Genomic DNA, 24,682 nt, shown 5'->3' on the forward strand with positions numbered 1-24,682 from the left:
ACTAACTACTCCGGGGCTTTGGTCCTCGCGGAATCGCACGCCTCGGCCCCCTGCTCCCCGGGTCCTGGAACGGGTCCTGGAATGGAGCCTGGAGCGGGGACGGCCCCCGCGCCCGCCTCAGGGCCCGGGTCGGCACTTGGGGCGGCGTCCGAGTCAGGGGCAGTTGCGGCGCCGGGTCCGCGTACGGCCCGCCGCAGCTGGACGGCGGCTGCGGCGATGATGCAGATGAACAGCGCGCCGAAGCCGAGCACCACCATCGCGGGGACGGCACTGTCAGCCGGTGAGGGGGCTTCCGCGACCGGGACGGTGGCCTTGGGCAGCGTGGGTGCCGCGCTCGAGGGGCTGGGCACGACGGCGGGTGCGGGCCGCACCGGGTTTCCCCGCCGGTGGACGCGGATCCAATCGGAGATCGACCCCAACGGATTGCCCGTGACTTCTGGAACGTCGGCCTTGAGGGCAGCCTCGGCGTTCAACACGCCGAAGCCGTAGAGCGGGTCCTTGCCGGGAGCCCCGGCGTCCTTCGCGGTGCTGACAATCCGGTTGATGACCTGGTTGGCGGACATTTCCGGCCACTTCGAGCGGATCAGGGCGGCGACGCCGGCAACGATGGGGGTCGCGCCGGACGTGCCGGCCCATTCGGCGTAGCCGCCGCCGGGCAGGCCGCCGACCAGGTCTTCGGCCGGCGCCGCCACGCCGATGCTGATGCCCTGGGACGAGGAGTCAATGCTGGCGGCGCCCTTGCGGTCCAGTCCGGCCACGGTCAGCACGCCGGGGATGGTCGCCGGGGCGCCGACCTGGATGTTGCCGCCCACCCGGTTGCCGGCGGCGGCGACAATGACAACGTCCTTCTGTTCGGCGTACAGGAACGCCGCGTCCCAGCTTTGCGGCCACTCCGGGGAGGTGCTGCCGAGCGAGATGTTGATGACGCGGGCGCCGTTGTCGACGGCCCAACGGACCGCGGCGGGAATCTGGTCCTGGTCGCTCTTTCCGCCCGGATTGGCCGATCCGAGCCAGGTGGAGACGGAGAGGATCTCTGCTTCGGGGGCAACGCCGACGATCCCGTCAGGGCCCACGCCGGCTGCGGCGGAGGGGCTGGCAGTGGATTTTCCCGATTTCTTGGGCTGGTGCCCGCGGCCGGCGAGCATGGTCGCCACCAGGGTGCCGTGCTCGGGTTTGGCGCCGATGCTTTTGCGGCCGTCGGCGGCGCCCGCGCCGGACACGTCCGTTCCCCCGGTCAGCACGCCCTTGAGGTCCGGATGCTTGCCGTCCACGCCGCTGTCGATGACGGCGACCTTGACGTTGGCGCCCTTGGAGACTTGCCAGGCCTTCTTGATGCCGGACTCGGTGAGCCAGTACTCCTTGTCGCGGGTGGCGTCGGCCTGCGCGGCGGGGGCCGTCGACAACGCTCCCGCGACGCTGCCGCCGGCGAGGGCGAGGGCCATCAGCACGGAGGCGGTCCGGCGGTACCGGGCTGTTGCTCTGGTCATTCGGGTCCAATCGGCGGTAAGTCTGCGGCTGCGGCGGCTCTCAGGCTGCGGCAGCGGGTGGCGGCTGTCCGGCGCCGTGGGCGGCCGGATAGGGCCGGTGGGCTCGGGCGGGCGCGGAGCTAGCTGATGCTCAGGGCAATTCCGTCAAGAATATCGTGTTCGCTCGTCACGGCCGTCGTGATCCGGCCCTCTGTGACGTCCGCCATGCGTTCCAGCACGCGCCGCCAGACGAGGCCGCCGGCGCCGATTACGTCCACCCGTCCCGGGTGCATGTAGGGCAGGGCGGCCCGCGCGTCCCGGGTCATTTCGAGCAACGAGGTGCACGCTTCGCGGACGGTGTCCAGGTCCAGTTCCGTGCCGTGGATGGCCGCCGGCGAGTACTCCGGCAGCTTCAGCGCGTGGGCGGTGATCGTGGTGACGGATCCCGCGACGCCGATGACGGCGGTGGCCTGGTCCAGCGGGACGGTCAGTGCCGCGTGGCTGATGGCGGCGTCGACGTCGGTCTCCGCCGCGGCGACCTGCTCCGCCGTGGGCGGATCGTCCTGCAGGTGCCGTTCGGTCATCCGGACGCAGCCGACGTCGACCGATTTGGCGGCGATGACGCCGTCGGCGTCGCCAAGCACGAATTCGGTGCTGCCGCCGCCCAGGTCCACCACGAGCACAGGGTCCTTGCCGCGGGACGGCAGCACGCTGCTGGCGCCGGCAAAGGACAGCGCGGCTTCCTCGTCGCCGCTGATCACTTCGGGCTCGACGCCGAGCAGCTCCCGGACTCCGTCGATGAAGACCTGCCGGTTCCGGGCGTCCCGGGTGGCCGAGGTCGCCACGAAACGGACCTTCCCGGCGCCGTGGCGGCGGATCAGTTCCGCGTAGTCGCGTGTGGCCTCGAGGGTGCGGTGCAGCGCGTCCTGGGCGAACTCCCCGGTGGCGTCGACGCCCTGGCCGAGTCGGACGACGCGCATTTCACGCACGACGTCGGTGAGTTTGGGCGAGGCGCCGCCGCCGTCCGCCACGTCGGCGATCAGGAGGCGGATGGAGTTGGTGCCGCAATCGATCGCGGCCACGCGGCTCACTGGCCGGCTCCGGCGTCGGCGGCTGCATCCTCGCCTGCGGCGTCGGCGGTGCGCGACTTCCGCACCGGGGCAGGCCGGCCAACGATTTCCGGGAGGCCCTGGGGCCCGTGCCGGCTCAGGTCCCGGGAGGGGGCTTCTCCGCCGGTGTCCCACGCGCCGTCGCAGTAGCAACGGTCCCGGGTCCACCACTCGCTGATGCCGGCGATGGCTTCGTCTCCGAGCGGGTTTACGCCGGGCCCCGCGGCGAGCGAATGCCCCACGAGGACGTGCAGGCACTTTACGCGGGTGGGCATGCCGCCGGCGGAGATCCCGTCGATCTCCGGCACAGCGCCGATGCCGGAGCGGGCGCCGATCTCTGCGCGGGACTGCAGGTACGCTTCGTGCGCGGCACGGTAGTCCGCCGCCAAGGCCTCATCGGCGCCGAGCCGGTCATTCATCTCGTTCATCAGCCCGGCTGCTTCCAGCCGCGACACGGCCGAAGTGATGACCGGGTGGGTCAGGTAGAAGGTGGTGGGGAACGGTGTCCCGTTGCTCAGCCGCGGCGAGGTGGCCGCCACCAGGGGGTTTCCGCAGACGCACCGCGCGGGGATCTCGACGACGTCGCGCACCGGCCGTCCCAGCTGGCGGCTGAGCACGTCAAGGTCGCGGGCCGACGGCTGGCGTGAATCCTCCGGCGCCGGCGTCGCGTTCTTGGGGGTCGCTTCGGTGGGGTTCCCTGACAGGGAATCGACCGCTTGGTTCTCGTCCACTGGCGCGGCACCTTCCTGCCCTGTTGGAATTACCGGCCTGCGGTAATCCGGCGGCGGGCGCCGCTCCTAGTCTGTTGCCGATCGCCTGATGGACTCCCAGAGGGAATCCACCCACGGCAGATTGGCCGGGTCTGTGGCTGTTCCTGCTGCGGCGCCGGCACCGGAGGTTGCGACAGGAAGATCGCTGCCGTAGACCCAGTAGCCGGTTTCGCCGGGCATAACCATGTTAATGCGGTCGCGGGCTTGCTGTTTCACGTAGTTCGGGTCATGCCAGCGCGAGACTTCGCGCTTGAGGTCGGCCTGCTTCGCCTGCTGCGCCGAAATGTCGGCCTGAAGCGCGGCTATTTCGGCGCGTTTTTCCAGGAAGATCCGGACCGTGGGCGCCAGCATGATGGTGATGGCAATCATCACGACGCCGAGGGCCAACAGGCGCCCGGAGAAGGCCTTGGCCGGGACGGGGTCGAGTGCCTCGGCTTGCCCGGTATGTCCGGATTTCTGGCCCGCTCCCCCGCCGGCGGCCGGCTTGGCCGGGCTGTCCCCGCGGGCGCCGGTTTTTCCGGATCCGGTCTTCGCGGGAACAGCGGGATGCCCTGCGGGGCTGGATTTTCCGGCGCCCGGCGCGTCAGGGGCGGCTGGTCCGGCGGTGCGTGCGGGTGCGTGGCCGGCCGGTTCGGTGCCGTGCCAGGGTCCGCCGAAGTCGGCCCTGATGACGTCGCCGCCGTCGGCCTCCACCCGGCCGGTGGCCGAAGACTTCGGGGCCGCAGCAGCGGCCCGTGGAACCTTGGGACGGCGGGTTGCCATGTCACTCCTTCAAACAGGCCAGAACAGAGACCGGTCAAAACAGAACCGGTGGCCATGGTCATTCCACCATAGCCACCGGTATCTGGTTTTCGCGGGTACTAGCCCTTGAAACGCGGGAACGCGCTGCGACCGGCGTAGCGTGCGGCGTCGTCGAGTTCCTCTTCGATGCGCAGCAGCTGGTTGTACTTGGCGACGCGCTCGGAGCGGGCCGGGGCACCGGTCTTGATCTGGCCCGCGTTGGTGGCAACCGCGATGTCAGCAATGGTGGTGTCCTCGGTTTCGCCGGAGCGGTGCGAGGTGATGGTCGTGTAACCGGCGCGCTGGGCGAGGGACACGGCGTCGAGCGTCTCGGTCAGCGAACCGATCTGGTTGACCTTGACCAGCAGCGAGTTGGCAGTCTTCGAGTCGATGCCGGTCTGGAGGCGCTCCGGGTTCGTGACGAACAGGTCATCGCCCACGATCTGGACCTTGTCGCCGATCGAGTCGGTCAGGGTCTTCCAGCCGTCCCAGTCGTTCTCGTCCAGCGGATCCTCGATGGAAACCAGCGGGTAGTCGGCCACGAGTTCGGCGTAGTAGGCGCTCATCTCGGCGGAGCTGAGGGTCTTGCCTTCGAACTGGTAGGAGCCGTCCTTGAAGAACTCGGAGGAGGCGACGTCGAGGGCCAGGGCGATGTCCTTGCCCGGGGTGTAGCCGGCGTTCTTGATGGCTTCCTGGATCAGGTCCAGCGCCGCGCGGTTGGACGGCAGGTTCGGGGCGAAGCCGCCCTCGTCGCCCAGGCCGGTAGCCAGGCCCTTGGACTGCAGCACGGCCTTGAGCGCGTGGTAGACCTCGACGCCCCAGCGCAGGCCTTCAGAGAAGGTCTCGGCGCCCAGCGGGACAACCATGAATTCCTGGATGTCCACGTCGGAGTCGGCGTGCGAGCCGCCGTTGAGGATGTTCATCAGGGGCACCGGCAGCACGTGCGCGTTGGGGCCGCCCAGGTACTTGTAGAGGGGCAGGTCAGCGGAGGCGGCCGCGGCGTTGGCGACGGCGAGGGAGACGCCCAGGATCGCGTTGGCGCCCAGCTTGCTCTTGTTGGCGGTGCCGTCCAGGTCGATCATCGCCTGGTCAATGCTGCGCTGGTCGGTCGCGTCGAAGCCGATCAGGGCCGGGGCGATCTGGTCGATGACGGCGTCGACGGCCTTCTGGACGCCCTTGCCGAGGTACCGGCCCTTGTCGCCGTCGCGGAGTTCTACGGCCTCGTGCTCGCCGGTGGAGGCGCCGGAGGGAACTGCTGCGCGGCCGATCTGGCCGTCGGAGAGCAGGACTTCAACTTCTACGGTCGGGTTGCCGCGTGAATCGAGGATCTCGCGGGCGTGGATGGCATCGATAAGCGCCATGGATATGCTCCTTTGGGTGAAGCGGTCTGCTGGGATTCTGACTGCTGGAAATCTAGCGGTGGATCAAGCTGGAAACCGACGTCCTCGTCGCCCCTAGCCTAGTCCAGAGTGGGCTAAGTTACGGAAAGCTATCCAGTCCCCGGACGCTGTACTCCGGCGCCGGGTTCGGCGCCGCTGCCGCCGGTCTGGCTGTCCTGGAAGCGGCGGTTGGCCGCGCGGAGGGCGCGTTCGGCGTCCAGGCCCTCACGCCGGGCGGCCGCGACGATGCCAAACAGCAGTTCTCCGAGCTCCTCTTCGGTCGCCGGAGCCGTGGGCACCGGGACGGACGCCATCTCAGCGGGCGCTCCGGCGGCGGGGACGACGGCGGGCGGCAGCACGGTGGCCAGGCCGGCGCGTTCGGCCCGATCCAGCAGCTTCTGCGCGCGGGCCAGCGCCGGCAGCGCCGCGGGGACCCCGTCGAAGGCGTGGCCTCGGCCGGCTTTCTCGGCCTTCTTGACGGCATCCCACTTCAGCACGATCTCCTGCACCGTGGCTGGGAAGGAATCCTGCAGGGAGCCGTCGGGACGAAAGACGTGCGGATTGCGCCGGACCATCTTGTCCCGCAAGCCGCGCGCGACGTCGTCGAAGTCGAAGGCGCCGCGCTCCTCGGCGAGCCGGGCGTGCAGCACCACCTGCAGCAGGACGTCGCCGAGTTCCTCGCGCAACTCGGCGTCACCGCCGCCGGACTCGATGGTTTCGGCCACCTCGTGGGCCTCCTCGAGGAGGTATTCCACGAGGGACTCGTGGCTGAGGGCGCCCATCCAGGGGCAGTGGACGCGCAACTCGGCGATGGTTCGCAACAAGTCCCCGAGCGGCGCGTCCACCGGGTTGGAGTCCTTAGCCAAGGTCGGCGTAGGCCTCGTTGATGTATTCGACCAGGGCTTCCTTCTCCTCCAGCGGCAGGAACGCGGCTTCGGCGGCGTTCAGGGTCAGCTCGAGCAGGTCATCGAGGTCGTAGTCGAAGGTCTCGACGAGCAGTTCGAACTCATCGGTCAGGGTCACGCCGCTCATCAGCCGGTTGTCCGTGTTGATCGTGACGTTGAAGCCCAGCTGGTAGAGCATGTCCACCGGGTGGCTTTCGATGCCCTCGCCGAAACCGGCAATGGCGCCGGTCTGCAGGTTCGAGGAGGGGCAGATTTCGAGGGCGATGCCGCGGTCGCGGACCCAGCTGGCAAGCTCCCCCAGCGTCACGAGGCCGATGTTGTCATCGACTTCGTCGCTGTCCGGGTCGATGTCCGAGGCGTCGGCCTCTTCAAACTCGACGCTGACATCTTCGGCGATCCGCACGCCGTGGCCCAGGCGCAGTGCCCGGCCGTCCACCAGTGCGGACTGGATGCTCTCCAGCCCGGCGGCCTCGCCGGCGTGGATCGTGGCCGGGAAGTTGTGCTGGGCGAGGTAGGTGAAGGCGTCCTTGAAGCGGGACGGCAGGAACCCGTCCTCGGCGCCGGCGATGTCGAAGCCAACGGCACCCTTGTAGCGGTGGCGGACGGCCAGTTCGGCGATTTCCTGGCCGCGGTCGGCGTGGCGCATGGCCGTGATCAGCTGGCCCACCTGGATCTCCCGGCCGGTCTCGGCAACGGCGTCGACGCCTGCATCGAGGCCGGCCTGCACGGCCTCAACGACCTCGTCCAGGGACAGGCCCTGCTGCAGGTGCTGCTCAGGGGCCCAGCGCACCTCGCCGTACACGACGCCGTCGTCCGCGAGGTCCTCGACGAACTCCTTGGCGACGCGGAACAGGCCTTCCTTGGTCTGCATGACGGCGATGGTGTGGTCAAACGTTTCGAGGTACCGGACCAGCGAGCCGGAGTCGGCCGACTCGCGGAACCACTCCCCCAGCGCGACCGGGTCGGTGGAGGGCAGGGTGTGGCCGACAGCTTCGGCAAGTTCAATGATGGTGGCCGGACGCAGTCCGCCGTCCAGGTGGTCGTGAAGGGAAACCTTGGGAAGGCCCTTCAGGTCAAATTCGAGGTCAGGGGCAGCGTCAAGAATAGTCTCAGTCACGTTCCAACCTTAGGGTCGGACGGCCCGGTGCGCTACTTGCGGGAAGCGCCGGATTCTTCCGACCGGGCGGCCAGCGCCGGCTCGGACCCTGGGACCGCCGCTTCGTTAGCCGGCGCGGCCTCTTCGGCGGACGGCTCGTCGGCGGACGGCTCGTCGTTCCGGGCGAGGCGTTTGTGCCACCAGCGCAGCGCGTGGTCCACGGCCACTCCGAGGACAATCGCGAAGACGACGGCGATCCCGGCGCTCAGGAGCGGATTGTGGTGCAGCCAGGGGAAGGAACTGGCCAGGAGGCCGATCCCGATGGAGTAGATGACCCAGGTGACGCAGGCGAACGCGTCCAGGAGGAAGAACCTGCGGTGCGGGAATCCGGTGGTGCCGGCGACGTAGTTGACGGCCACGCGGCCCCAGGGGATGTACCGGGCGGTGAAGATCAGCACCGCGCCCCGCTTTTCAAGTTCGTAGCGGGCCCAGGCGAAGACCCGCTGGACCTTGGGCTTGCGCATCCAGCGGAACCGTTCGAGGCCGATCTTGCTTCCCAGCAGGTAGGCCATATTGTCGCCGGCGATGGCGCCGACAAGGGCGGTGAGGCCCAAAATCCACAGGTTGGGCTCTCCGCTGTGCCGGGAGTACGCCGCGAGGGCCACAATCAGCGTCTCGCTGGGGACCACCATGGCGAAGCCGTCGACGAAGAAGAACACCAGCAGGAGCGGATAGATCCACCACTGGCCGGCTGCATGGAGCACGGCTTCATTAATGAACTCCACGCGGGCTGTGCTCCTAGAAACTTCAGGGGTGGGGACGTACCCGGGACGGACAAGAGTGACGGATGAGCGGCCGCGGCACAGACGTGACGCGAATCGCACCTAAGTGTCCCACGGGCCGGCCATCCAGCGCTACGCACTGCAGCGATGATTCCGCCCATGGCGCAAGGCCCTCCCGGCGCGGGGCCTAGCCGTCGGCCGGCGGTGCGGACTGGTCCCGATCATCCGCCAGCAGTCCCCCCGGCACCCGGCCGCGGAGCTTGCTGAGCATGAGATCGATGGCAATGCCGAGGATGATCGCGCAGATGATCGCGATGGTGGCGCCGAGCAGGTGGTTGTCTTCAAACCATTGCCCGAAGAACATGCCGATGCCCACGGAATACCCGGACCACAGCAGCGCGGACAGCACCGTCAGGCCCACGAAGCGGGATTGCGCATAGTTGGTGGCGCCGGCGGTCAGGTTGACAGCCACCCGGCCGATCGGGACAAAGCGGGCGACCATGATCAGCGAGGCGGGCCGCTTCCGGAGTTCGCCGCCGGCCCACAGGAAGGCCCGTTGCGCCCGGTACCCGCGCATCCACGCCCAGCGTCCGGTTCCGGTGGCCCGCCCGATCAAGTACGCGATGTTGTCCCCGGAGAAAGCCCCTGCGGCTGCCACGACCGCCAGCAGGAGCGGGTTGGGCACGTCTGCCGCCGCGGCAACGGCGGCCAGGCCCACCACCACCGATTCACTCGGAACCGGAGGAAAGAAGCCGTCAATCAGGCAGCAGGCGAACACGAGGAGCAGGACCCACGGTTGTCCTGCGGCGGCAAGGATGAAGTCGTTGATTGCCTGCACGGTTTCCTAACGCACGGCGGTGCCCGGTTTCTCCCGGAATTCTGTGGTGCCAGTGTACTGCCGGGTCCCGGCCCCGGTTGCTCTCTCACTCATGGTCCCTAAACCCAGGGTTTGAGGGCCACAAGTGAGAGAGCAACGGGGGGTGGGACCTAGGCGATGCGGTCGATGATGAGTTGCTGGGCCGGGCGCGAGCCCTCCGGGGCGATCACCGCGGCGTGCTCGAGCGCTTCCTTGGCACGTTCGAACTTCTCCGGGGTGTCCGTCAGCAGGGTCATCAGCGGCTCTCCGGCGCGGACCGTGGCGCCGGGCTTCGCGTGCATCCGCACACCGGCGCCGGCCTGGACCTGGTCCTCCTTGCGGGCGCGTCCGGCGCCGAGGCGCCAGGCCGCAACGCCCACGGCCATCGCGTCAAGTTCCACCAGCACGCCGTCAGCCGGCGCGTAGATGGTCTCGGATTCCTTGGCCACCGGGAGCTTGGCGCGCGGGTCGCCGCCCTGGGCCTCGATCATCCGGTTCCAGACGTCCATGGCGCGGCCGTCCTTGAGCGCGGCGCGCGGATCGGCGTCGTGCACGCCGGCGCAGGCCAGCATCTCTTCGGCGAGGCGGACGGTGAGTTCGACGACGTCCTCCGGGCCGCCGCCGGCGAGCACCTCCACGGATTCCTCGACCTCGATCGCGTTGCCCGCGGTGAGGCCCAGGGGCGTGTTCATGTTGGTCAGCAGCGCCACGGTGTTGACCCCGGCGTCCTTGCCCAGGGCCACCATGGTCTCTGCCAGTTCCCGGGCGCGCGCCTCGTCCTTCATGAACGCGCCGCTGCCCACCTTGACGTCCAGGACCAGCGATCCGGTGCCTTCGGCGATCTTCTTGCTCATGATCGAGGAGGCGATCAGCGGGATGGCTTCGACCGTCCCGGTCACGTCGCGCAGCGCGTAGAGCTTCTTGTCCGCCGGGGCCAGTCCGGCGCCGGCGGCGCAGATGACCGCGCCCACGTCCTGCAGCTGGGCCAGCATTTCCTCGTTGCTCAGCTCCGCGCGCCAGCCGGGGATGGACTCAAGCTTGTCCAGGGTGCCGCCGGTGTGGCCCAGGCCGCGGCCCGAGAGCTGCGGGACGGCGACGCCGAAGACGGCCACCAGGGGTGCCAGCGGAAGGGTGATCTTGTCCCCCACGCCGCCGGTGGAGTGCTTGTCCGAGGTGGCCTTCATGCCGCCGTCGGGCCGGCGCAGGCTGGAGAAGTCCATCCGCTCGCCGGAGGCGATCATCGCAGCGGTCCAGCGCGAAATCTCCGCACGGTCCATCCCGTTGAGCAGGATGGCCATGTTGAGGGCGGCCATCTGCTCGTCGGCGATCGCACCGCGGGTGTAGGCGTCGATCGTCCAGTCGATCTGGGCGGCGCTGAGCACGCCCTTGTCCCGCTTGATGCGGATGATGTCGACGGCGTCGAAGGTTTCTGCGTTCTGGGTGTTGTGGGTCACCGGGTTTCCTCCAGGTGTTGGGGGCCAAATGCGTCAGGGAGCACCTGGTCCATCGTCTTGATGCCCTGCGTGGTCATGAGCTCCATGTCCGGGGCCCGGAATTCGTAAAGCAGCTGCCGGCAGCGCCCGCACGGCATCAGCACGTTGCCGTCCGCGTCGACGCAGTAGAAGGCACGGAGTGAGCCGCCGCCGGTCATGTGCAGGTTGCCCACCAGCGCGCATTCGGCGCACAGCGTGAGCCCGTAGCTGGCGTTTTCGACGTTGCAGCCGCTGACGATCCGGCCGTCCGCGGTGAGGGCTGCTGCCCCCACCGCGAACTTCGAATACGGCGCGTAGGCGTTCTTCATCGCCGCGACCGCTGCTGCCTCGAGGGCCGCCCAGTCGACGCCGGAGGCCTGGACGGAGGCCGGGGCTGTGTTGCCTGTGTTATCCGCCATGGTCAGCCCTTGACGTACGGGATGCCGCTGGCCGCCGGCGGCCGGGAGCGACCCACGAGTCCGGCGACGGCGAGCACCGTCACGAGGTACGGCAGCATTGCCATGAACTGGCTCGGAACCGGGGTGCCGATGATCGTCACGATGCTTTGCAGGTTGTCGGCGAAGCCGAACAGCAGCGCGGCGAAGAAGGCGCCGATCGGGTTCCAGCGGCCGAAGATCAGCGCGGCCAGGGCGATGAAGCCGCGGCCGCCGGAGATCTCCTTGGTGAAGCTGTCGATCGCGACCAGGGTGAAGAAGGAACCGCCGATGCCCGCGATGGCGCCGCCGAGGGTGACGTTCCAGAATCGGGTGGCGTTGACCTTGATGCCCATGGTGTCGGCGGCCTGCGGGTGTTCGCCGACGGCGCGGACGCGCAGGCCCCACTTGGTCTTGAACAGGCCCACCCAGACCACGATCACGGCGATGTACATGAGGTAGCCGATCAGGGACTGCTTGAACAGGATCGGACCGATCAGCGGGATGTCGCCCAGGACCGGGATGGTGATCGGGTCCAGGTGCGCCGGCGAGTTGAACTTGTCCTTGTCCGCCTGCATGACCGTGCTGAACAGGAAGCCAGTGACGCCGGAGACGAGGACGTTGAGCACGACGCCGACGATGATCTGGTTGACCACGTATTTGATGCTGAACAGGGCCAGGACCATGGACACGAGCGCGCCGGCGACGGCCGCCGCGAGCAGGCCCAGGAAGGGGTTGTGCGTCAGGGTGGCGATGATCGCCGCCGTGAAGGCGCCGCCCAGGAGCTGGCCTTCGATGGCGATGTTCACCACGCCCACACGTTCGCAGAGCACGCCGGAGAGGGAGCCGAACACCAGCGGCACGGCCAGGGTGACGGAGCCTGCGATCAGCCCGGCGAGGGAAATGCTGGTGGTGCGGGCGCCGCCGACCACCCAGATCAGGAACGCGGCGACGAACAGCGCAATGAAGGCGATGGTCAGCCAGGCCGGAGCCTTTTGGTTCCGGGTCTTGAGGAACACGGCGTAGCCGGCCAGGGCCAGCATGATCACCGAGAGGACAATGCCGCCGAGGAAGGCCTGAACCTCCAGGGCCGGCAGCTGGAAGAAGTCGCTGCCGGTGGAGATCCCGAACTTAGCGGTCTGGTGCGGCCCCATCAATCCGAAGAAGATGAACGCCACGACAGCCAGCACCAGCAGGGTGACCGGGAGCTTCCAGGTCACGGGCTTGGCGGTCACAGCCGTCGGGTGGTGGTCGGCCGGCCGGGCTCCCCCGTCGACGGGGGCAGGCTGCGGCTTCCCCGGCTGGGGCGACGTTGCTGTTGTGCTCATGCTGCTACTCCGGTGGTTGCTGCCGTCTTGGACTTGGTGGCCTTGGCGGCCTTCTTTTTGCGCGGGTTCAGGCCGAACACCGCCCGCACCAGCGGCGGCGCGGCGATGAACAGCACGATCAGCGACTGGACCACCAGCACAATGTCGATCGGGGTTCCGGTCTGGATCTGCATCTGGACTGCGCCGGCGCGGAAGGCACCGAAGAGCAGGCCCGCGGCGAAGGTGCCCCACGGCGTCGAGCGTCCCAGCAGCGCAACCGTGATGGCGTCAAAGCCGTAGGTGGCGGCGACGCCGTCGGTGAGGACCTTTTCGGTGCCGGCCACCTGGGCGACGCCGGACATGCCGGCCAGGGCGCCCGCGATGGCCATCACCAGGATGGTGGCGCGCGGAACGTTGATGCCGGCGGTCAGGGCGGCCTTGGGGTTGGCGCCGACGGCACGGAATTCGAAGCCGATCGTGGAGCGGTTCAGTACCCACCAGACGAAGACGGTCGCGGCGATTGCCAGCAGGAAGCCCAGGTGCAGGCGGTACTGGGTGCCGAGGATCTGCGGGTAGACAGCGCTGGGGTCCAGGATCGGCGAAATCGGGTTCGTTTCGCCGGGCCGCTGGAACGCCGGGGTGTTGAGCAGGTAGCGCAGGAAATACAGCGCGATGTAGTTGAACATGATCGTCAGGATCACTTCGTGGGCGCCGGTGCGGGCCTTGAGGAAGCCGACCAGGCCGGCCCAGAGTGCGCCGCCGACGATGCCTGCCACGAGGACCAACAGCAGGTGCAGGCCCATCGGCAGGTGCAGCGCGAAGCCGACCCACGAGGCGAGGATGCCGGCCATGATGATCTGGCCCTGCGCACCGATGTTGAAGAGGCCGGCGCGGAAGGCCAGGGCGACGCCGAGACCCGCGGTGATCAGCGGGGTGGCGATGGTGAGGGTTTCCATCAGCGGGGCGAACTGCCCGGCCGCGCCGCTGCCGCGCGGGTTGAACACGGAGCCCTGGAAGAGGGCCACGTAGGAGCGGGTCGCGGCGGACCACACAGCGGTGAAGAAGTCGCTGGGGCGGGCGAAGAGGTAGCCCGCGCTGGCGCTGACGTCCTTGTCCGTGCTGGCGATCAGCAGGCCGCCCAGGATCAGGGCGAGCAGGACGGCCAGTACGGAGACCATGCCGCTTCCGGTGAAGATCTTGCGCAGCAGGGAATCGGGGCCGCCTGGGACGACGCCGCTCTGGCCGGAGACCGGGACGGCGGAGGGGCGCATCGCCCCTCCTGCGGTGTCGAGCGAGGTGGCGGTGGCGGCGTCGGCGGTTTCGGCGGTTTCGGCGGCTTCGACGGTTTCGACGGCGGAGGTTTTCGGCGTTTCCGTTGCCGGGGCTGCCGCCGCCGGCTCCTGGGTTGCCGGCGTTTCCGCCGGATCCGCTTCAGCCGCGTGGCGTGGCCGGTTGGTTTCAGTCATGGAGCTCTCCTACGGCGCCGGAGGTGGACTCCTGCGCGTGCTGGGCGGCGGGCGCCGGGGCAGCGGCCGCGGTTGCCGGGGTCTTGGTGGTGTCGGCGTGGGCCTCGTCGGGTGACAGGCCGGCCATCATGAGGCCCAGGACGTCACGTCCCGTGCCGGCCGGCACGATGCCCACCAGCCTGCCCTTGTAGAGCACGGCGATCCGGTCTGCCAGCTCGATCACTTCGTCGAGTTCGGTGGAGACGATCATCACGGGCGTGCCGTGGTCGCGTTCCGCGACGATCCGCTTGTGCAAGAACTCGATGGAACCCACGTCCACGCCGCGGGTGGGCTGGGACGCGATGAAGAGGCGCAGCGGTCGCGAGAGCTCGCGGGCCATGACCACCTTCTGCTGGTTGCCGCCGGACAGGGTGCCCGCGGCGAGCGAGCCGGACGGGGTGCGTACGTCGAACTCGTCGATCCTGGTCTTGGCATTTTCCAGCACCTTCGCGGGGCTCATGCTGATGCCCTTGGCAAACGGTTCCTGGTCGTAGCGGTCCAGGATCAGGTTCTCGGCGATCGAGAAGGTTCCGATCAGGCCGTCGACCGAGCGGTCCTCGGGCACGAAGCCGACGCCGGCCTTGAGCACGTCCTTGACGCTGCGGCCCACGAGTTCCTCGCCGTCGAGCAGGATGGAGCCGTGGACCCGGTCCTGCAGGCCCAGGATGGCCTCGGTCAGCTCGGTCTGGCCGTTGCCCTGGACGCCGGCGACGGCGAGGATCTCGCCGCGGGCGATGTCGAAGCTGATGCCATCCACGACGTGCTGGCCGCTGGGCGCGATCACGGTGAGGTCCTTGACCTGGAACGTGGTTTCCTGCGGCTTGGCCGGTGCCTTGTCCAGGGTGAGGTTGACGGCGCGGCCCACCATCATCGAGGCGAGTTCCGTCGTCGAAGCCGTGGGGCTGGCCGTGCCGACGACCTTGCCGCGGCGGATCACCGTGATGGTGTCAGAGACGGCCTTGACCTCGCGCAGCTTGTGCGAGATGAAGACGATCGAGGTGCCGTGGCTCTTGAGCTGGCGCATGATGTCCAGCAGCTCATCGGTGTCCTGCGGGGTCAGCACCGCGGTGGGCTCGTCCAGGATGAGCACCTTGGCGTCCCGGACCAGGGCCTTGATGATTTCCACGCGCTGCTGGACGCCTACCGGCAGGTCCTCGATCAGGGCGTCGGGGTCGACGTCGAAGCCGTAGCGGTCGGAGATCTCGCGGATCTTCCGGCGGGTGTCATCGAGGTTGAGGAAGCCCCCGGCCTTGGTGGCTTCCGCCCCGAGGGCCACGTTTTCGGCGACCGTGAAGACCGGGACCAGCATGAAGTGCTGGTGCACCATGCCGATTCCGGCGGCCATGGCATCCCCCGGGCCGCGGAAGCTGACGGGTTTGTCATCGATGAGGATTTCGCCCTCGGTGGGTTCGTAGAGCCCGTAGAGCACGTTCATCAGCGTGGACTTGCCGGCGCCGTTCTCGCCAAGCAGACAGTGGATCTGCCCGGGTTCAACCACCACGTCAATGTGGTCGTTGGCTACCAGGGAGCCGAAGCGTTTAGTGATCCCCTTGAGTTCAAGTTTCAAAACTCTGACCAATCTCGAAGTGTGTCCGGGTCAGGGCCCGGAGCCGGTGATGGGGCTGCAGAACCAGCCTAGTGCCTGCGCCAGCGTGGCAGGCGGGGCCGCCGCAACGAAAAGCGCCACAGCCCGTCCGGTCTGGGACCGTCCGGGCCGTGGCGCTTGGCGGCGGAAGTTAAGCCTTCGGGCTCGCTGCGGATTCGACCTTCAGCTTGCCGTCGGCGATGTCCTTCTTGATCTGGTCAAGCTCGGTCTTGAGCTCGGCCGGAACCTGGGACTCCATGTCGTGGAACGGAGCCAGCTGCACGCCGTCGTTCGCGAGGGTGCCGACGTACGGCGTGTTGGAGAACTTGCCGTCCTTGTCTTCCTTCACGACGGTCTCAACGGCCTCGCCCATCTGCTTCATCACGGAGGAGAGCATGATGTCCTTGTAATCCGGGGCGGTCAGGAAGCCGTCGGAGTCAACCCAGATGAGCTTGACGTCCTTGCCGGCCGCCTTCGCTTCCTTCAGGGCTGCGCCTGCACCCTTGCCGACCGGACCGGCGACGGGCATGACGATGTCCGCACCCTGGTCCAGGAAGTTCTGGGTGAACTGCTTGCCCTTGTCCTGCTTCTCGAAGTCACCGGTGAAGGAGCCGTCCTGCTTGGCCTTGTCCCAGCCAAGAACCTTGACGTTCTTGCCCTTCTTTTCGTTGTAGTACTTCACGCCGTCGGCGTAGCCGTCCATGAAGATGGTGACGGTGGGGATCTTGATGCCGCCGAAGGTTGCAACGGTGCCGGTCTTGGTGGTGCCGGCTGCGAGGTAACCGGCCAGGAAGGCTGCCTGGGCCGTGTCGTAGATGATCGGCTTGACGTTGGCGATCGGCTTGTCGTAGCCGAAGTCAATGATCGCGAAGTGCTTGTCCGGGTTCGCCGTGGCCTGGGCCTTGGTGGCGTCGCCGAGCAGGAAGCCGACCGTGATGGTCAGGTTGCAGCCTGCGGTGACCATGGCGCGCAGGTTCGGCTCGAAGTCGTTGTTGGTCTTGGACTCGACCTGGTTGACCTTGATGCCGAGGTCCTTCTCGGTCTTCTTCAGACCCTCGTAGGAGGACTGGTTGAAGGACTGGTCATCGAATCCACCGGAGTCGGACACGATGCAGCCCGTGTAGTTGCTGGCGCTTGCGCTGGCGGTGCTGCTGGCGGTCGGGGCAGCCCCGCAACCGGTGAGCATCAGGGCGGCCGCACCTGCGGTGGCGACGCCGGCCATTGAACCGCGCTTGAAAGTTGCGCGCAGTGAGTTCTTCAAAGTTCCTCCAGGAAGAAAGAGATAGGCGCTACGACGGGAGTTCAATGAGTGTCTGCTTCCGGTTTTCCCCCGAAACACTGTTGTCACTGACGGATTCGCAGCACTGCGCCGAGGCGCACTGATGGAAGCTACTTTAGTGTCATGGAACACGTCGAGTAACACACTTCACAGCCGTTTCCCAGATTGTTGAGAACTTGTTACCAACCGCCGCTCCCTGCCTGCATGAACGCACGCGTAAGGCCCCGAAATCAGAGAAATCGGGGCCTTACGGGCAGCTTCGCGCTATTTATTCGAGGGCAGGTTAGATGCGGACGAGCATCTTTCCGGTGTTGGCACCGTCCAGCAGGTCCATGAAGGCCTGCGGGGCGTTCTCCAGGCCGTCGACCACGGTTTCGTCGTAGCGGATGGTGCCGTCCGCCAGCCAGCCGGACACGGCCTCGACAAATTCGCCCATGTGCTGCCAGTAGCCGCCGACCAGGAAGCCCTTGAGCGTCAGCTGCTTGCCGATGGCCTGCATGAGGTTCCTTGGTGCGGGGGTGGGTTCCGTTGAGTTGTACTGGGAAATGGCGCCGCACATCGCCACCCGGCCGCCTACCGTGAGCGCCGACAGTGCAGCTTCGAGGTGCTCGCCGCCGACGTTGTCGAAGTAGACGTCGATGCCGCGCTCCCCCGCCGCCTGCTGCAGCAGCTCACGAACCGGGCCGTCGTGGTAGTTGAATGCGGCGTCGAAGCCGAGGTCCAGCAGGCGTGCGACCTTCTCCGGGGTGCCGGCGCTGCCGATCACCCGCGAGGCGCCCATGGCCTTGGCAATCTGACCCACCAGCGAACCCACGGCACCGGCCGCGCCGGAGACGAAGACGACCTCGCCGGGCTTGAACTCGGCAACCTTGAGCAGCCCGGCCCAGGCGGTGAGGCCGGTCATGCCGAGTGCGCCGAGGAAGGCCGACGCCGGCGCCAGGTCGGTGCGGATGGGCGAGGTCGCGGCGGCGTCGAGGACGGCGTATTCGCGCCAGCCCAGGGAGTGCACGACGGCGTCGCCCACCTTGCGGTCCGCCGAGCGGCTCGCAATGACTTCACCGACGGCCCCGCCCTCCATGGCACGGTCCAGCTCGAAAGGTGCGGAGTAGGACTTCACGTCGTTCATCCGGCCGCGCATGTAGGGGTCTACGGAGATGAACTGGTTGCGGACCAGGACCTGGCCCTCCTGCAGCTCGGGCAGCGGCGACTCGGCGAGCTGGAAGTTCTCCGGCACGGGCCGGCCGTGCGGGCGGGAGGCGAGCCGGATTTCGCGGGTGGCGGCGGGCAGGGTGGTGTTCTCAGTGTGGGTGCTCATGCGGCGACCTCCAGGATCTTGATGTCTACGGTGATGTTGCCTCGGGCGGCATTGGAGTAGGGGCAGACCTCGTGGGCCTTGGCCACGAGCGACTCGGCGGTTTCGCGGTCCACGGCGGGCAGGGCGATTTCGAGTTCCGCGGCGATGCCATAGCCGTTGCCGCCGTCCAGTGCGCCCAGGTGGATCCGGGCGGCGACGGCGGAATCCGTCAGGTCCGCTTTCTGCTGGCGGCCGACGAGCCGCAGCGCCGAGTGGAAGCAGGCGGCGTAGCCGGCGGCAAAGAGCTGCTCCGGGTTGGTTCCTTCCCCGTTGCCGCCCAGTTCAACCGGGCTGGCCAGGGTGACATTGAGTTTGCCGTCACTGGTCTGCGCGTTGCCGTCGCGCCCTTCGCCGGAGGCCAGTGCCTCGGCCGTGTAGAGGGTCTTCATGGGGTTTCCAATCTGTTGGGGGTCAGGGAAGTTCGTGGGGCGGGCGCGGCGCTCAGCGCCCAGCGTGCAACGCAGCGGTGAGCCGGGCCAGTGTCTCGCGGAGCTGGTCGAGTTCCGCGGCGGAAAGTCCGGCGGCGTCCGCGAGCCGCTGCGGAATTCCGGCGGCGCGGGCGCTGAGTGCGGCGCCCGCCTCGGTGAGGAAGACCTCGACGCGCCGTTCGTCCTCGGCGGACCGCCGTCGTTCAACGAATCCTAGCGATTCCAGCCGCTTCAGCAGCGGCGAGAGAGTGCCCGAGTCCAGTCCGAGTTCCTCGCCCAGTTCGCGGACGCTGCGGGGCTGGTCCTCCCAGAGCACCATCATCACGAGGTACTGCGGGTAGGTCAGCCCGAGTTCGTCCAGCATGGGGCGGTAGGCGGCCGTGGCGGCACGGGACGCCGAATACATGGCGAAGCACACCTGCCGGTCGAGGCGGGGGGCCTCAAGCCTGGGCGCATCGGGCCGGGCGTCGTTGAGGGGATCGGTTTTTGCCACTCCAAAAGCGTATCCCACAATTCAATTGTGCACAACCTAATACGGTGACCGCGGTGACCGCGCGGACTTTCCCCACGTTCGACGTCGTCGTGCGGCGTGTCCGTGGGATCCGACGGCGCGTCGCGGCGCCGGGGCGGCAAAGGTGGGGAGATTCGGCGGTGGGGAGGAGGCGCCGCTGCTACTGCTCGAGGTCGCGGAGGGTGCGCAGAGCCGCTGCCGTGAGGACGCGGATGCCCAGGCCCAGCGCGCGTTCGTCCAGGATGTAGTCGCCGCGGTGCAGGTCGTACTCCTCGCCGCCGGGGGTCTTCGTGCCCAGCCGCATCATTGCTCCGGGCAGGTCGGCCAGGAACCAGGCGAAGTCCTCGCCGCCCATGGATTGCGGCGTCAGCACCACGGAACTCTCGCCGATTTCGGCGCGGGCCGAGGCCTCGATCAGTGCTGTTTCGTGCTCGGAGTTCACTACCGGCGGGACGCCGCGGGTGTGCTCCAGGTGCACGTCCACGCCGTAGGGCGCCGCGATCTGCTGAACGACCTCGTCGAGGATCTCCCCCGCGCTGTGCCAGGCGTCGCGGTCCAGGCAGCGCATGGTGCCGGCCATGTAGCCGCTCGCCGGGATGGCGTTCGGGGCCGAGCCTGCCGAGATGTGCCCCCAGACCACGGACACGCCGCTGCGCACGTCGACCCGGCGGGAGAGCACGGCGGGGACGTTGACGGCGATCTGCGCCAGGGCGAAGACGAGTTCCTCGGTCAGGTGCGGGCGCGAGGTGTGGCCGCCGCGGCCGGTCAGTTCAATCTTGATGGTGTCCGAGGCCGAGGTGATGGCGCCGATCCGGGTGCCGATCTTGCCGACCTCGATCCGGGGGTCGCAGTGCAGGGCGAGGATCCGCGGCACCCCCTCCAGCACGCCTTGTTCGATGCAGGCGTGCGCGCCGCCGGGCATGGTTTCCTCGGCCGGCTGGAAGATGATCCGCACGGTGCCGCCCAGCGGCGAGGACTCATGCATCCGCTGCAGGACCAGGGCGATGCCCAGCATCGTGGTGGTGTGGACGTCGTGGCCGCAGGCGTGCGTCACGCCATGGTTCTTGGACGCGAACGGCAGTCCGGTCTCTTCGATGATGGGCAGGGCGTCGATGTCGCCGCGGAGCGCGGTGGCGATGGGACCTTCGCCCACATCAACGGTGAGCCCGGTGCCCTCGAGGCGGTGCGGCTGCAGGCCCGCGGCCTCGAGCCGCTGGGCCAGTTTGTCCGTGGTGCGGAACTCCTTGAAGGACAGCTCGGGGTGCGCGTGCAGGTCGCGGCGGAAGGCGATCAGCTCCGGCAGGAGTGGCTCCAGCCACGGCCCGACCAGGGTGGTTGGCTCAGCTTCAGTAGTGTAATTGCGCACACAATCACTCTAGCGAGAGTCAGATGAATAGCGGCATCGCAGTCGGCGGGTTACGGCAGGGCCGCCCGGAACGCGGACGGAGCCTAGAGCACGTCCGTGTCGCCGCTGGCCTTGAGCGCGTCCACGGCGGCCTTGACCCGCTGCGAGTGCGCCTTCGTCATCACCAGCAGTGCGTCCGGGGTATCCACGATCACCACGTCCTCGATGCCGATCAAGGCGATCACACGCTTGGTGTCGGAGACCACCACGCCGCTGGCGTTTTCGGTGAAGACGCGGGCGCCCTCGCCGATCACGGTGACGTCGTCGACTTCCTTGGCGCTGTTGAGCCGGCCCACGGAGGCGAAGTCTCCGACGTCGTCCCAGCGGAAGGTGCCGGGCACGACGGCGACGTCCCCGGCGGCCGCGGCCGGCTCGGCCACGGCGTAGTCGATGGCGATCTTGGGCAGCGTGGGCCAGACACGGGCGGTGACCTCGTCGCGCAGCGGGGTGTCCCAGGCCTTGGCGATCTCCTGCAGGCCCGCGAAGAGCTCCGGCTGGTTGGCTTCCAGGTGCTTGAGCATGAGCGAGACCGGCGCCACGAACATGCCGGCGTTCCAGACGTATTCGCCGCTGTCCAGATACTGCTGGGCGACTTCCTCGCTGGGCTTTTCGACGAATTCGACGACCGTGTGGGCGCTCGGGGCGCCGGGCACACTGAGCCGGTCGCCGGCGCGGATGTAACCGAAGCCCGTGGAAGGGTGCGTCGGCTTGATGCCGATGGTGACGATCTTGCCGGCAGCGGCGGTGTGGATGGCCTCGCGGACAGCGTCCTGGAACAGCGCATCCGGGCTGATGACCTGGTCCGCGGCGAAGGAGCCCATGATGGTGTCAGGATCGCGCTCAAAGAGGATGGCCGCGGCGAGGCCGATCGCCGCCCCCGAATCCTTGGGTTCGCTTTCGAGGACCAGGTCCGCCTCGCCCACCTCGGGCAACTGGCGGCACACGGCGTCGCGGTGGGCCGTTCCGGTGACAACCAGCACGCGGCTGCCGGCGAGGGGCTCCAGCCGGTCGTAGGTGGCGCGCAGCAAGGTGCTGCCTGACCCGGTGAGGTCGTGCAGGAACTTGGGGGCGGCGGCCCGGGACAGCGGCCAGAGCCGGGTCCCCACACCGCCTGCCGGAATCACCGCGATGAAACGGCTGAGCGGGGAGTCCGCCGCAGCGCCCTGGGGTGAATCGTGGCTGTCCATATTGTCTGTAGTCATCACGGCTACTTTAGCGGAACGCCGCCGGAACACCCCGGAGTTGGCACGCGGCACACGGCAGCGGAGCCGGGGACGGGGCACGCGAATGTGGCGTTCGTCTCAAAACCCGTCGAAAACCGCGCCGGGCGCCGTCACCATCGATCCGCTGAATTGAATAAGCTGAGAGCGAAGCCTAGATTTAGGCTTGAGCTTACGAGTGCTCTCGCAGCAGGCGTTCCCCCCGCGTGGATCCCATGCCAGCGCCGCTGTGTTGCAGGGAGGTTTATTCAGTGCCGACAAAACCAGCTGGCACCTTGTACCGCGGCCGTGAAGGCATGTGGTCCTGGGTTGGACACCGCGTTACCGGTGTAGTGATCTTTTTCTTCTTGTTGGTCCACGTGCTGGACACCTCATTGGTGCGTGTGTCCCCCGAGGCCTACACCGCCGTGATCGGTGCCTACAAGAACCCCCTTATGGCCCTGGGTGAAACGGGCCTCGTCGCTGCGATCGTATTCCACGCCTTCAACGGCCTGCGGATCATCGCCGTCGACTTCTGGAAGAAGGGCGCGAAGTACCAGCGCCAGATGCTGTGGACGGTCCTGGCCCTCTGGGTCGTCGTCATGGTCGGCTTCTCCATCCGCCACCTGTCCCTCGCCCTCGGAGGTCACTAAGCCATGAGTGCAACTGAGATCAAGAGCCCGCGCAGCCCCCAGGTGGGCAGCGGCAGGATCGCTCCGCAGTACCGCCGCAGCGGTTCGTCCAAGGGCAACTTCGAGATGCTGGCATGGCTGTTCATGCGGCTCTCCGGCGTCGTCCTGGTGGTCCTCATCTTCGGCCACCTGTTCGTGAACCTGATGGTGGGCGAAGGAATCCACGCGATCGACTTCGGCTTCGTCGCCGGCAAGTGGGCCGACCCGTTCTGGCAGGTCTGGGACCTGGCCATGCTCTGGCTCGCGATGCTGCACGGCACCAACGGCGTGCGCACCATCATCAACGACTACGCCGAAAAGGACGCGACGCGTCTCTGGCTGAAGATCGTGCTCTACGCCGCGGCCGCAGCCATCGTCATCCTCGGCACGCTGGTGATCTTCACCTTCAACCCGTGCCCCGTGGTCGACGGCGTGCAGCTGCCCGGCGGGTTCTGCCCCGCCCCGTAGCCGACCCCGGCTTCGGGCGTTCATCCCTGCCTGCCCGCGGGGATAGCGGATCACAAGATTTCACTGCGCAGGCTCCGCCGGCGGTGTTTTACAGCGAATTTTGAGAGAAAGAGCATCTGGTATGCAGGTCCATAAGTACGACGTCGTCATTGTCGGTGCCGGTGGCGCTGGCATGCGCGCCGCGATCGAATCCGGTCAGCGTGCGCGAACAGCAGTACTGACCAAGCTTTACCCCACGCGCTCCCACACCGGCGCGGCCCAGGGCGGCATGTGTGCAGCCCTCGCCAACGTCGAGGAAGACAACTGGGAGTGGCACACCTTCGACACCATCAAGGGCGGCGACTACCTGGTGGACCAGGACGCTGCCGAGGTCATGGCGAAGGAAGCAATCGACGCGGTCCTGGACCTTGAGAAGATGGGCCTGCCGTTCAACCGCACGCCCGAAGGCCGGATCGACCAGCGCCGCTTCGGCGGCCACACCCGCGACCACGGCAAGGCTCCGGTCCGCCGTGCCTGCTACGCCGCGGACCGCACCGGCCACATGATCCTGCAGACGCTGTACCAAAACTGCGTCAAGCACAACGTCGAGTTCTACAACGAGTACTACGTGCTCGACCTGCTCACCGTCGAGGAAGACGCGGTCCGCGAGGACGGCACCCCGTACAAGCAGAAGCGCGTTGCCGGCGTCGTCTCCTACGACCTCGCCTCCGGCGAACTGCACGTCTTCCAGGCCAAGTCCGTGGTGTTCGCCTCCGGCGGCGCCGGCAAGGTCTTCAAGACCACCTCCAACGCCCACACCCTCACCGGTGACGGCATGGGCATCGCGTTCCGCCGCGGCATCCCGCTGGAGGACATGGAGTTCTTCCAGTTCCACCCGACCGGCCTGGCCGGCCTGGGCATCCTGCTCTCCGAAGCCGCCCGCGGCGAAGGCGCGATCCTGCGCAACTCCGAGGGTGAGCGCTTCATGGAGCGCTACGCCCCCACCATCAAGGACCTCGCCCCGCGCGACATCGTGGCCCGCTCCATGGCCAACGAAGTCCGTGAAGGCCGCGGCTGCGGCCCGAACAAGGACTACGTCCTGCTGGACCTGACCCACCTGGAGCCGGCCCACATCGACGCCAAGCTCCCGGACATCACCGAGTTCGCCCGCACCTACCTCGGCGTCGAGCCGTACACGGAGCCGGTTCCGGTCTTCCCGACGGCGCACTACGCCATGGGCGGCATCCCGACCAACATCAGCGCCGAGGTCCTGCAGGACAACGACACGGTGGTCCCGGGCCTCTACGCCGCCGGCGAGGTCGCCTGCGTTTCGGTGCACGGTTCCAACCGCCTGGGCACCAACTCGCTGCTGGACATCAACGTCTTTGGCAAGCGCGCCGGCATCGCCGCCGCCGAATACGCCAAGACCGCTGACTTCGTCGAGCTGCCCGCCGATCCCGAGGCGTACACGCTGAACCTGCTGGAGCACGTCCGCACCGCCGACGGCACCGAGAAGGTGGCCCAGATCCGCAAGGAACTGCAGGACACCATGGACGCCAACATGCAGGTGTTCCGCACCGCCGAGACGCTGAACCAGGTCCTGAAGGACATCGCGTCCTTCGAGGAGCGGTACCAGCGCATCAGCGTCCAGGACAAGGGCAAGCGCTTCAACCTGGACCTGCTCGAGGCCGTGGAACTGGGCTTCCTGCTCGAACTCGCCAAGGTCATGACCGTGGCGGCCCTGCACCGCGAGGAATCCCGCGGCGGACACTTCCGCGAGGACTTCCCCGAGCGCGACGACGAAAAATTCATGAAGCACTCCATGGCGTACAAGGATGACCACGCACCGGCGGACGGTTCCGCCGAGGCGATCGCGGGCATCCGGCTTGCCACCAAACCGGTGGTCTTTACGCGCTACGAGCCGATGGTGAGGAAGTACTAA

23 protein-coding genes are annotated in these 24,682 nt (G+C 67.8%); 3 read left to right on the plus strand and 20 right to left on the minus strand.

Features of this window, described 5'->3' with window-relative positions:
• Window positions 1–5: 5 nt before the first annotated feature.
• From AC1DNC_RS07015 to AC1DNC_RS07110, 20 genes are all read right to left on the minus strand, one after another.
• Window positions 6–1,487, minus strand: coding sequence for a S8 family serine peptidase (locus AC1DNC_RS07015; RefSeq protein WP_476861833.1), 1,482 nt, complete (start codon window positions 1,485–1,487; stop codon window positions 6–8).
• A 119-nt stretch (window positions 1,488–1,606) separates the two neighbouring features.
• Entirely contained in the window at window positions 1,607–2,557 is a 951-nt protein-coding gene (locus tag AC1DNC_RS07020) for a Ppx/GppA phosphatase family protein (RefSeq protein ID WP_476861834.1), read from the minus strand.
• Window positions 2,554–3,279 (minus strand): DUF501 domain-containing protein, encoded by a 726-nt coding sequence (locus tag AC1DNC_RS07025; protein ID WP_476861909.1) that lies wholly within the window; start codon window positions 3,277–3,279, stop codon window positions 2,554–2,556. Before AC1DNC_RS07025 ends, AC1DNC_RS07020 begins: the two co-directional genes overlap by 4 nt.
• A gap of 93 nt (window positions 3,280–3,372) precedes the next feature.
• Window positions 3,373–4,107: an FtsB family cell division protein gene (locus AC1DNC_RS07030; protein WP_476861835.1), complete on the minus strand. Its 735-nt coding sequence runs from the start codon at window positions 4,105–4,107 to the stop codon at window positions 3,373–3,375.
• A gap of 98 nt (window positions 4,108–4,205) precedes the next feature.
• Window positions 4,206–5,486: a phosphopyruvate hydratase gene (gene eno, locus AC1DNC_RS07035; RefSeq protein WP_476861836.1), complete on the minus strand. Its 1,281-nt coding sequence runs from the start codon at window positions 5,484–5,486 to the stop codon at window positions 4,206–4,208.
• A 128-nt stretch (window positions 5,487–5,614) separates the two neighbouring features.
• Window positions 5,615–6,286: a MazG nucleotide pyrophosphohydrolase domain-containing protein gene (locus AC1DNC_RS07040; RefSeq protein WP_476861910.1), complete on the minus strand. Its 672-nt coding sequence runs from the start codon at window positions 6,284–6,286 to the stop codon at window positions 5,615–5,617.
• Between the two features lie 76 nt (window positions 6,287–6,362).
• A complete protein-coding gene (locus tag AC1DNC_RS07045; protein ID WP_476861837.1) occupies window positions 6,363–7,526 on the minus strand; it encodes an adenosine deaminase in 1,164 nt (387 codons plus the stop codon).
• A 32-nt stretch (window positions 7,527–7,558) separates the two neighbouring features.
• The gene (locus tag AC1DNC_RS07050; RefSeq protein WP_476861838.1) at window positions 7,559–8,290 is read right to left on the minus strand and encodes a DedA family protein; all 732 of its coding nucleotides are present in this window, start codon (window positions 8,288–8,290) and stop codon (window positions 7,559–7,561) included.
• 184 nt (window positions 8,291–8,474) lie between these two features.
• A complete protein-coding gene (locus tag AC1DNC_RS07055) occupies window positions 8,475–9,125 on the minus strand; it encodes a DedA family protein (RefSeq protein ID WP_476861839.1) in 651 nt (216 codons plus the stop codon).
• 149 nt (window positions 9,126–9,274) lie between these two features.
• Entirely contained in the window at window positions 9,275–10,597 is a 1,323-nt protein-coding gene (locus tag AC1DNC_RS07060) for a thymidine phosphorylase (protein WP_476861840.1), read from the minus strand.
• Complete coding sequence (locus tag AC1DNC_RS07065) at window positions 10,594–11,034, minus strand: cytidine deaminase (RefSeq protein ID WP_476861841.1); 441 nt, start codon at window positions 11,032–11,034, stop codon at window positions 10,594–10,596. The genes AC1DNC_RS07060 and AC1DNC_RS07065 overlap by 4 nt, the downstream gene beginning before the upstream one ends.
• A 2-nt stretch (window positions 11,035–11,036) precedes the next feature.
• Entirely contained in the window at window positions 11,037–12,377 is a 1,341-nt protein-coding gene (locus AC1DNC_RS07070; RefSeq protein ID WP_476861842.1) for an ABC transporter permease, read from the minus strand.
• Window positions 12,374–13,822: an ABC transporter permease gene (locus AC1DNC_RS07075; RefSeq protein WP_476861843.1), complete on the minus strand. Its 1,449-nt coding sequence runs from the start codon at window positions 13,820–13,822 to the stop codon at window positions 12,374–12,376. Before AC1DNC_RS07075 ends, AC1DNC_RS07070 begins: the two co-directional genes overlap by 4 nt.
• Entirely contained in the window at window positions 13,815–15,428 is a 1,614-nt protein-coding gene (locus AC1DNC_RS07080) for an ABC transporter ATP-binding protein (RefSeq protein ID WP_476861844.1), read from the minus strand. The genes AC1DNC_RS07075 and AC1DNC_RS07080 overlap by 8 nt, the downstream gene beginning before the upstream one ends.
• A gap of 169 nt (window positions 15,429–15,597) precedes the next feature.
• Window positions 15,598–16,707, minus strand: a complete 1,110-nt coding sequence (locus AC1DNC_RS07085; protein ID WP_476861845.1) for a BMP family lipoprotein — start codon at window positions 16,705–16,707, stop codon at window positions 15,598–15,600.
• 301 nt (window positions 16,708–17,008) lie between these two features.
• Window positions 17,009–18,040 (minus strand): NADP-dependent oxidoreductase, encoded by a 1,032-nt coding sequence (locus AC1DNC_RS07090; protein ID WP_476861846.1) that lies wholly within the window; start codon window positions 18,038–18,040, stop codon window positions 17,009–17,011.
• A complete protein-coding gene (locus AC1DNC_RS07095) occupies window positions 18,037–18,468 on the minus strand; it encodes an organic hydroperoxide resistance protein (protein WP_476861847.1) in 432 nt (143 codons plus the stop codon). Before AC1DNC_RS07095 ends, AC1DNC_RS07090 begins: the two co-directional genes overlap by 4 nt.
• Before the next feature lie 52 nt (window positions 18,469–18,520).
• Window positions 18,521–18,913, minus strand: a complete 393-nt coding sequence (locus AC1DNC_RS07100) for a MarR family winged helix-turn-helix transcriptional regulator (protein ID WP_476861911.1) — start codon at window positions 18,911–18,913, stop codon at window positions 18,521–18,523.
• 265 nt (window positions 18,914–19,178) lie between these two features.
• Window positions 19,179–20,384: an amidohydrolase gene (locus AC1DNC_RS07105; protein ID WP_476861848.1), complete on the minus strand. Its 1,206-nt coding sequence runs from the start codon at window positions 20,382–20,384 to the stop codon at window positions 19,179–19,181.
• A gap of 83 nt (window positions 20,385–20,467) precedes the next feature.
• Complete coding sequence (locus tag AC1DNC_RS07110; RefSeq protein WP_476861849.1) at window positions 20,468–21,625, minus strand: mannose-1-phosphate guanylyltransferase; 1,158 nt, start codon at window positions 21,623–21,625, stop codon at window positions 20,468–20,470.
• A gap of 269 nt (window positions 21,626–21,894) precedes the next feature.
• Between AC1DNC_RS07110 and sdhC the strand changes: the two genes are divergently transcribed.
• The 3 genes from sdhC (at window position 21,895) to sdhA (ending at window position 24,682) form a co-directional block, all read left to right on the plus strand.
• Complete coding sequence (sdhC, locus tag AC1DNC_RS07115) at window positions 21,895–22,275, plus strand: succinate dehydrogenase, cytochrome b556 subunit (RefSeq protein ID WP_082575171.1); 381 nt, start codon at window positions 21,895–21,897, stop codon at window positions 22,273–22,275.
• A gap of 3 nt (window positions 22,276–22,278) precedes the next feature.
• A complete protein-coding gene (locus AC1DNC_RS07120; protein ID WP_476861850.1) occupies window positions 22,279–22,761 on the plus strand; it encodes a succinate dehydrogenase hydrophobic membrane anchor subunit in 483 nt (160 codons plus the stop codon).
• A gap of 121 nt (window positions 22,762–22,882) precedes the next feature.
• Window positions 22,883–24,682, plus strand: a complete 1,800-nt coding sequence (sdhA, locus tag AC1DNC_RS07125) for a succinate dehydrogenase flavoprotein subunit (protein ID WP_476861851.1) — start codon at window positions 22,883–22,885, stop codon at window positions 24,680–24,682.

This window comes from Arthrobacter sp. 01N442 (assembly GCF_056399345.1).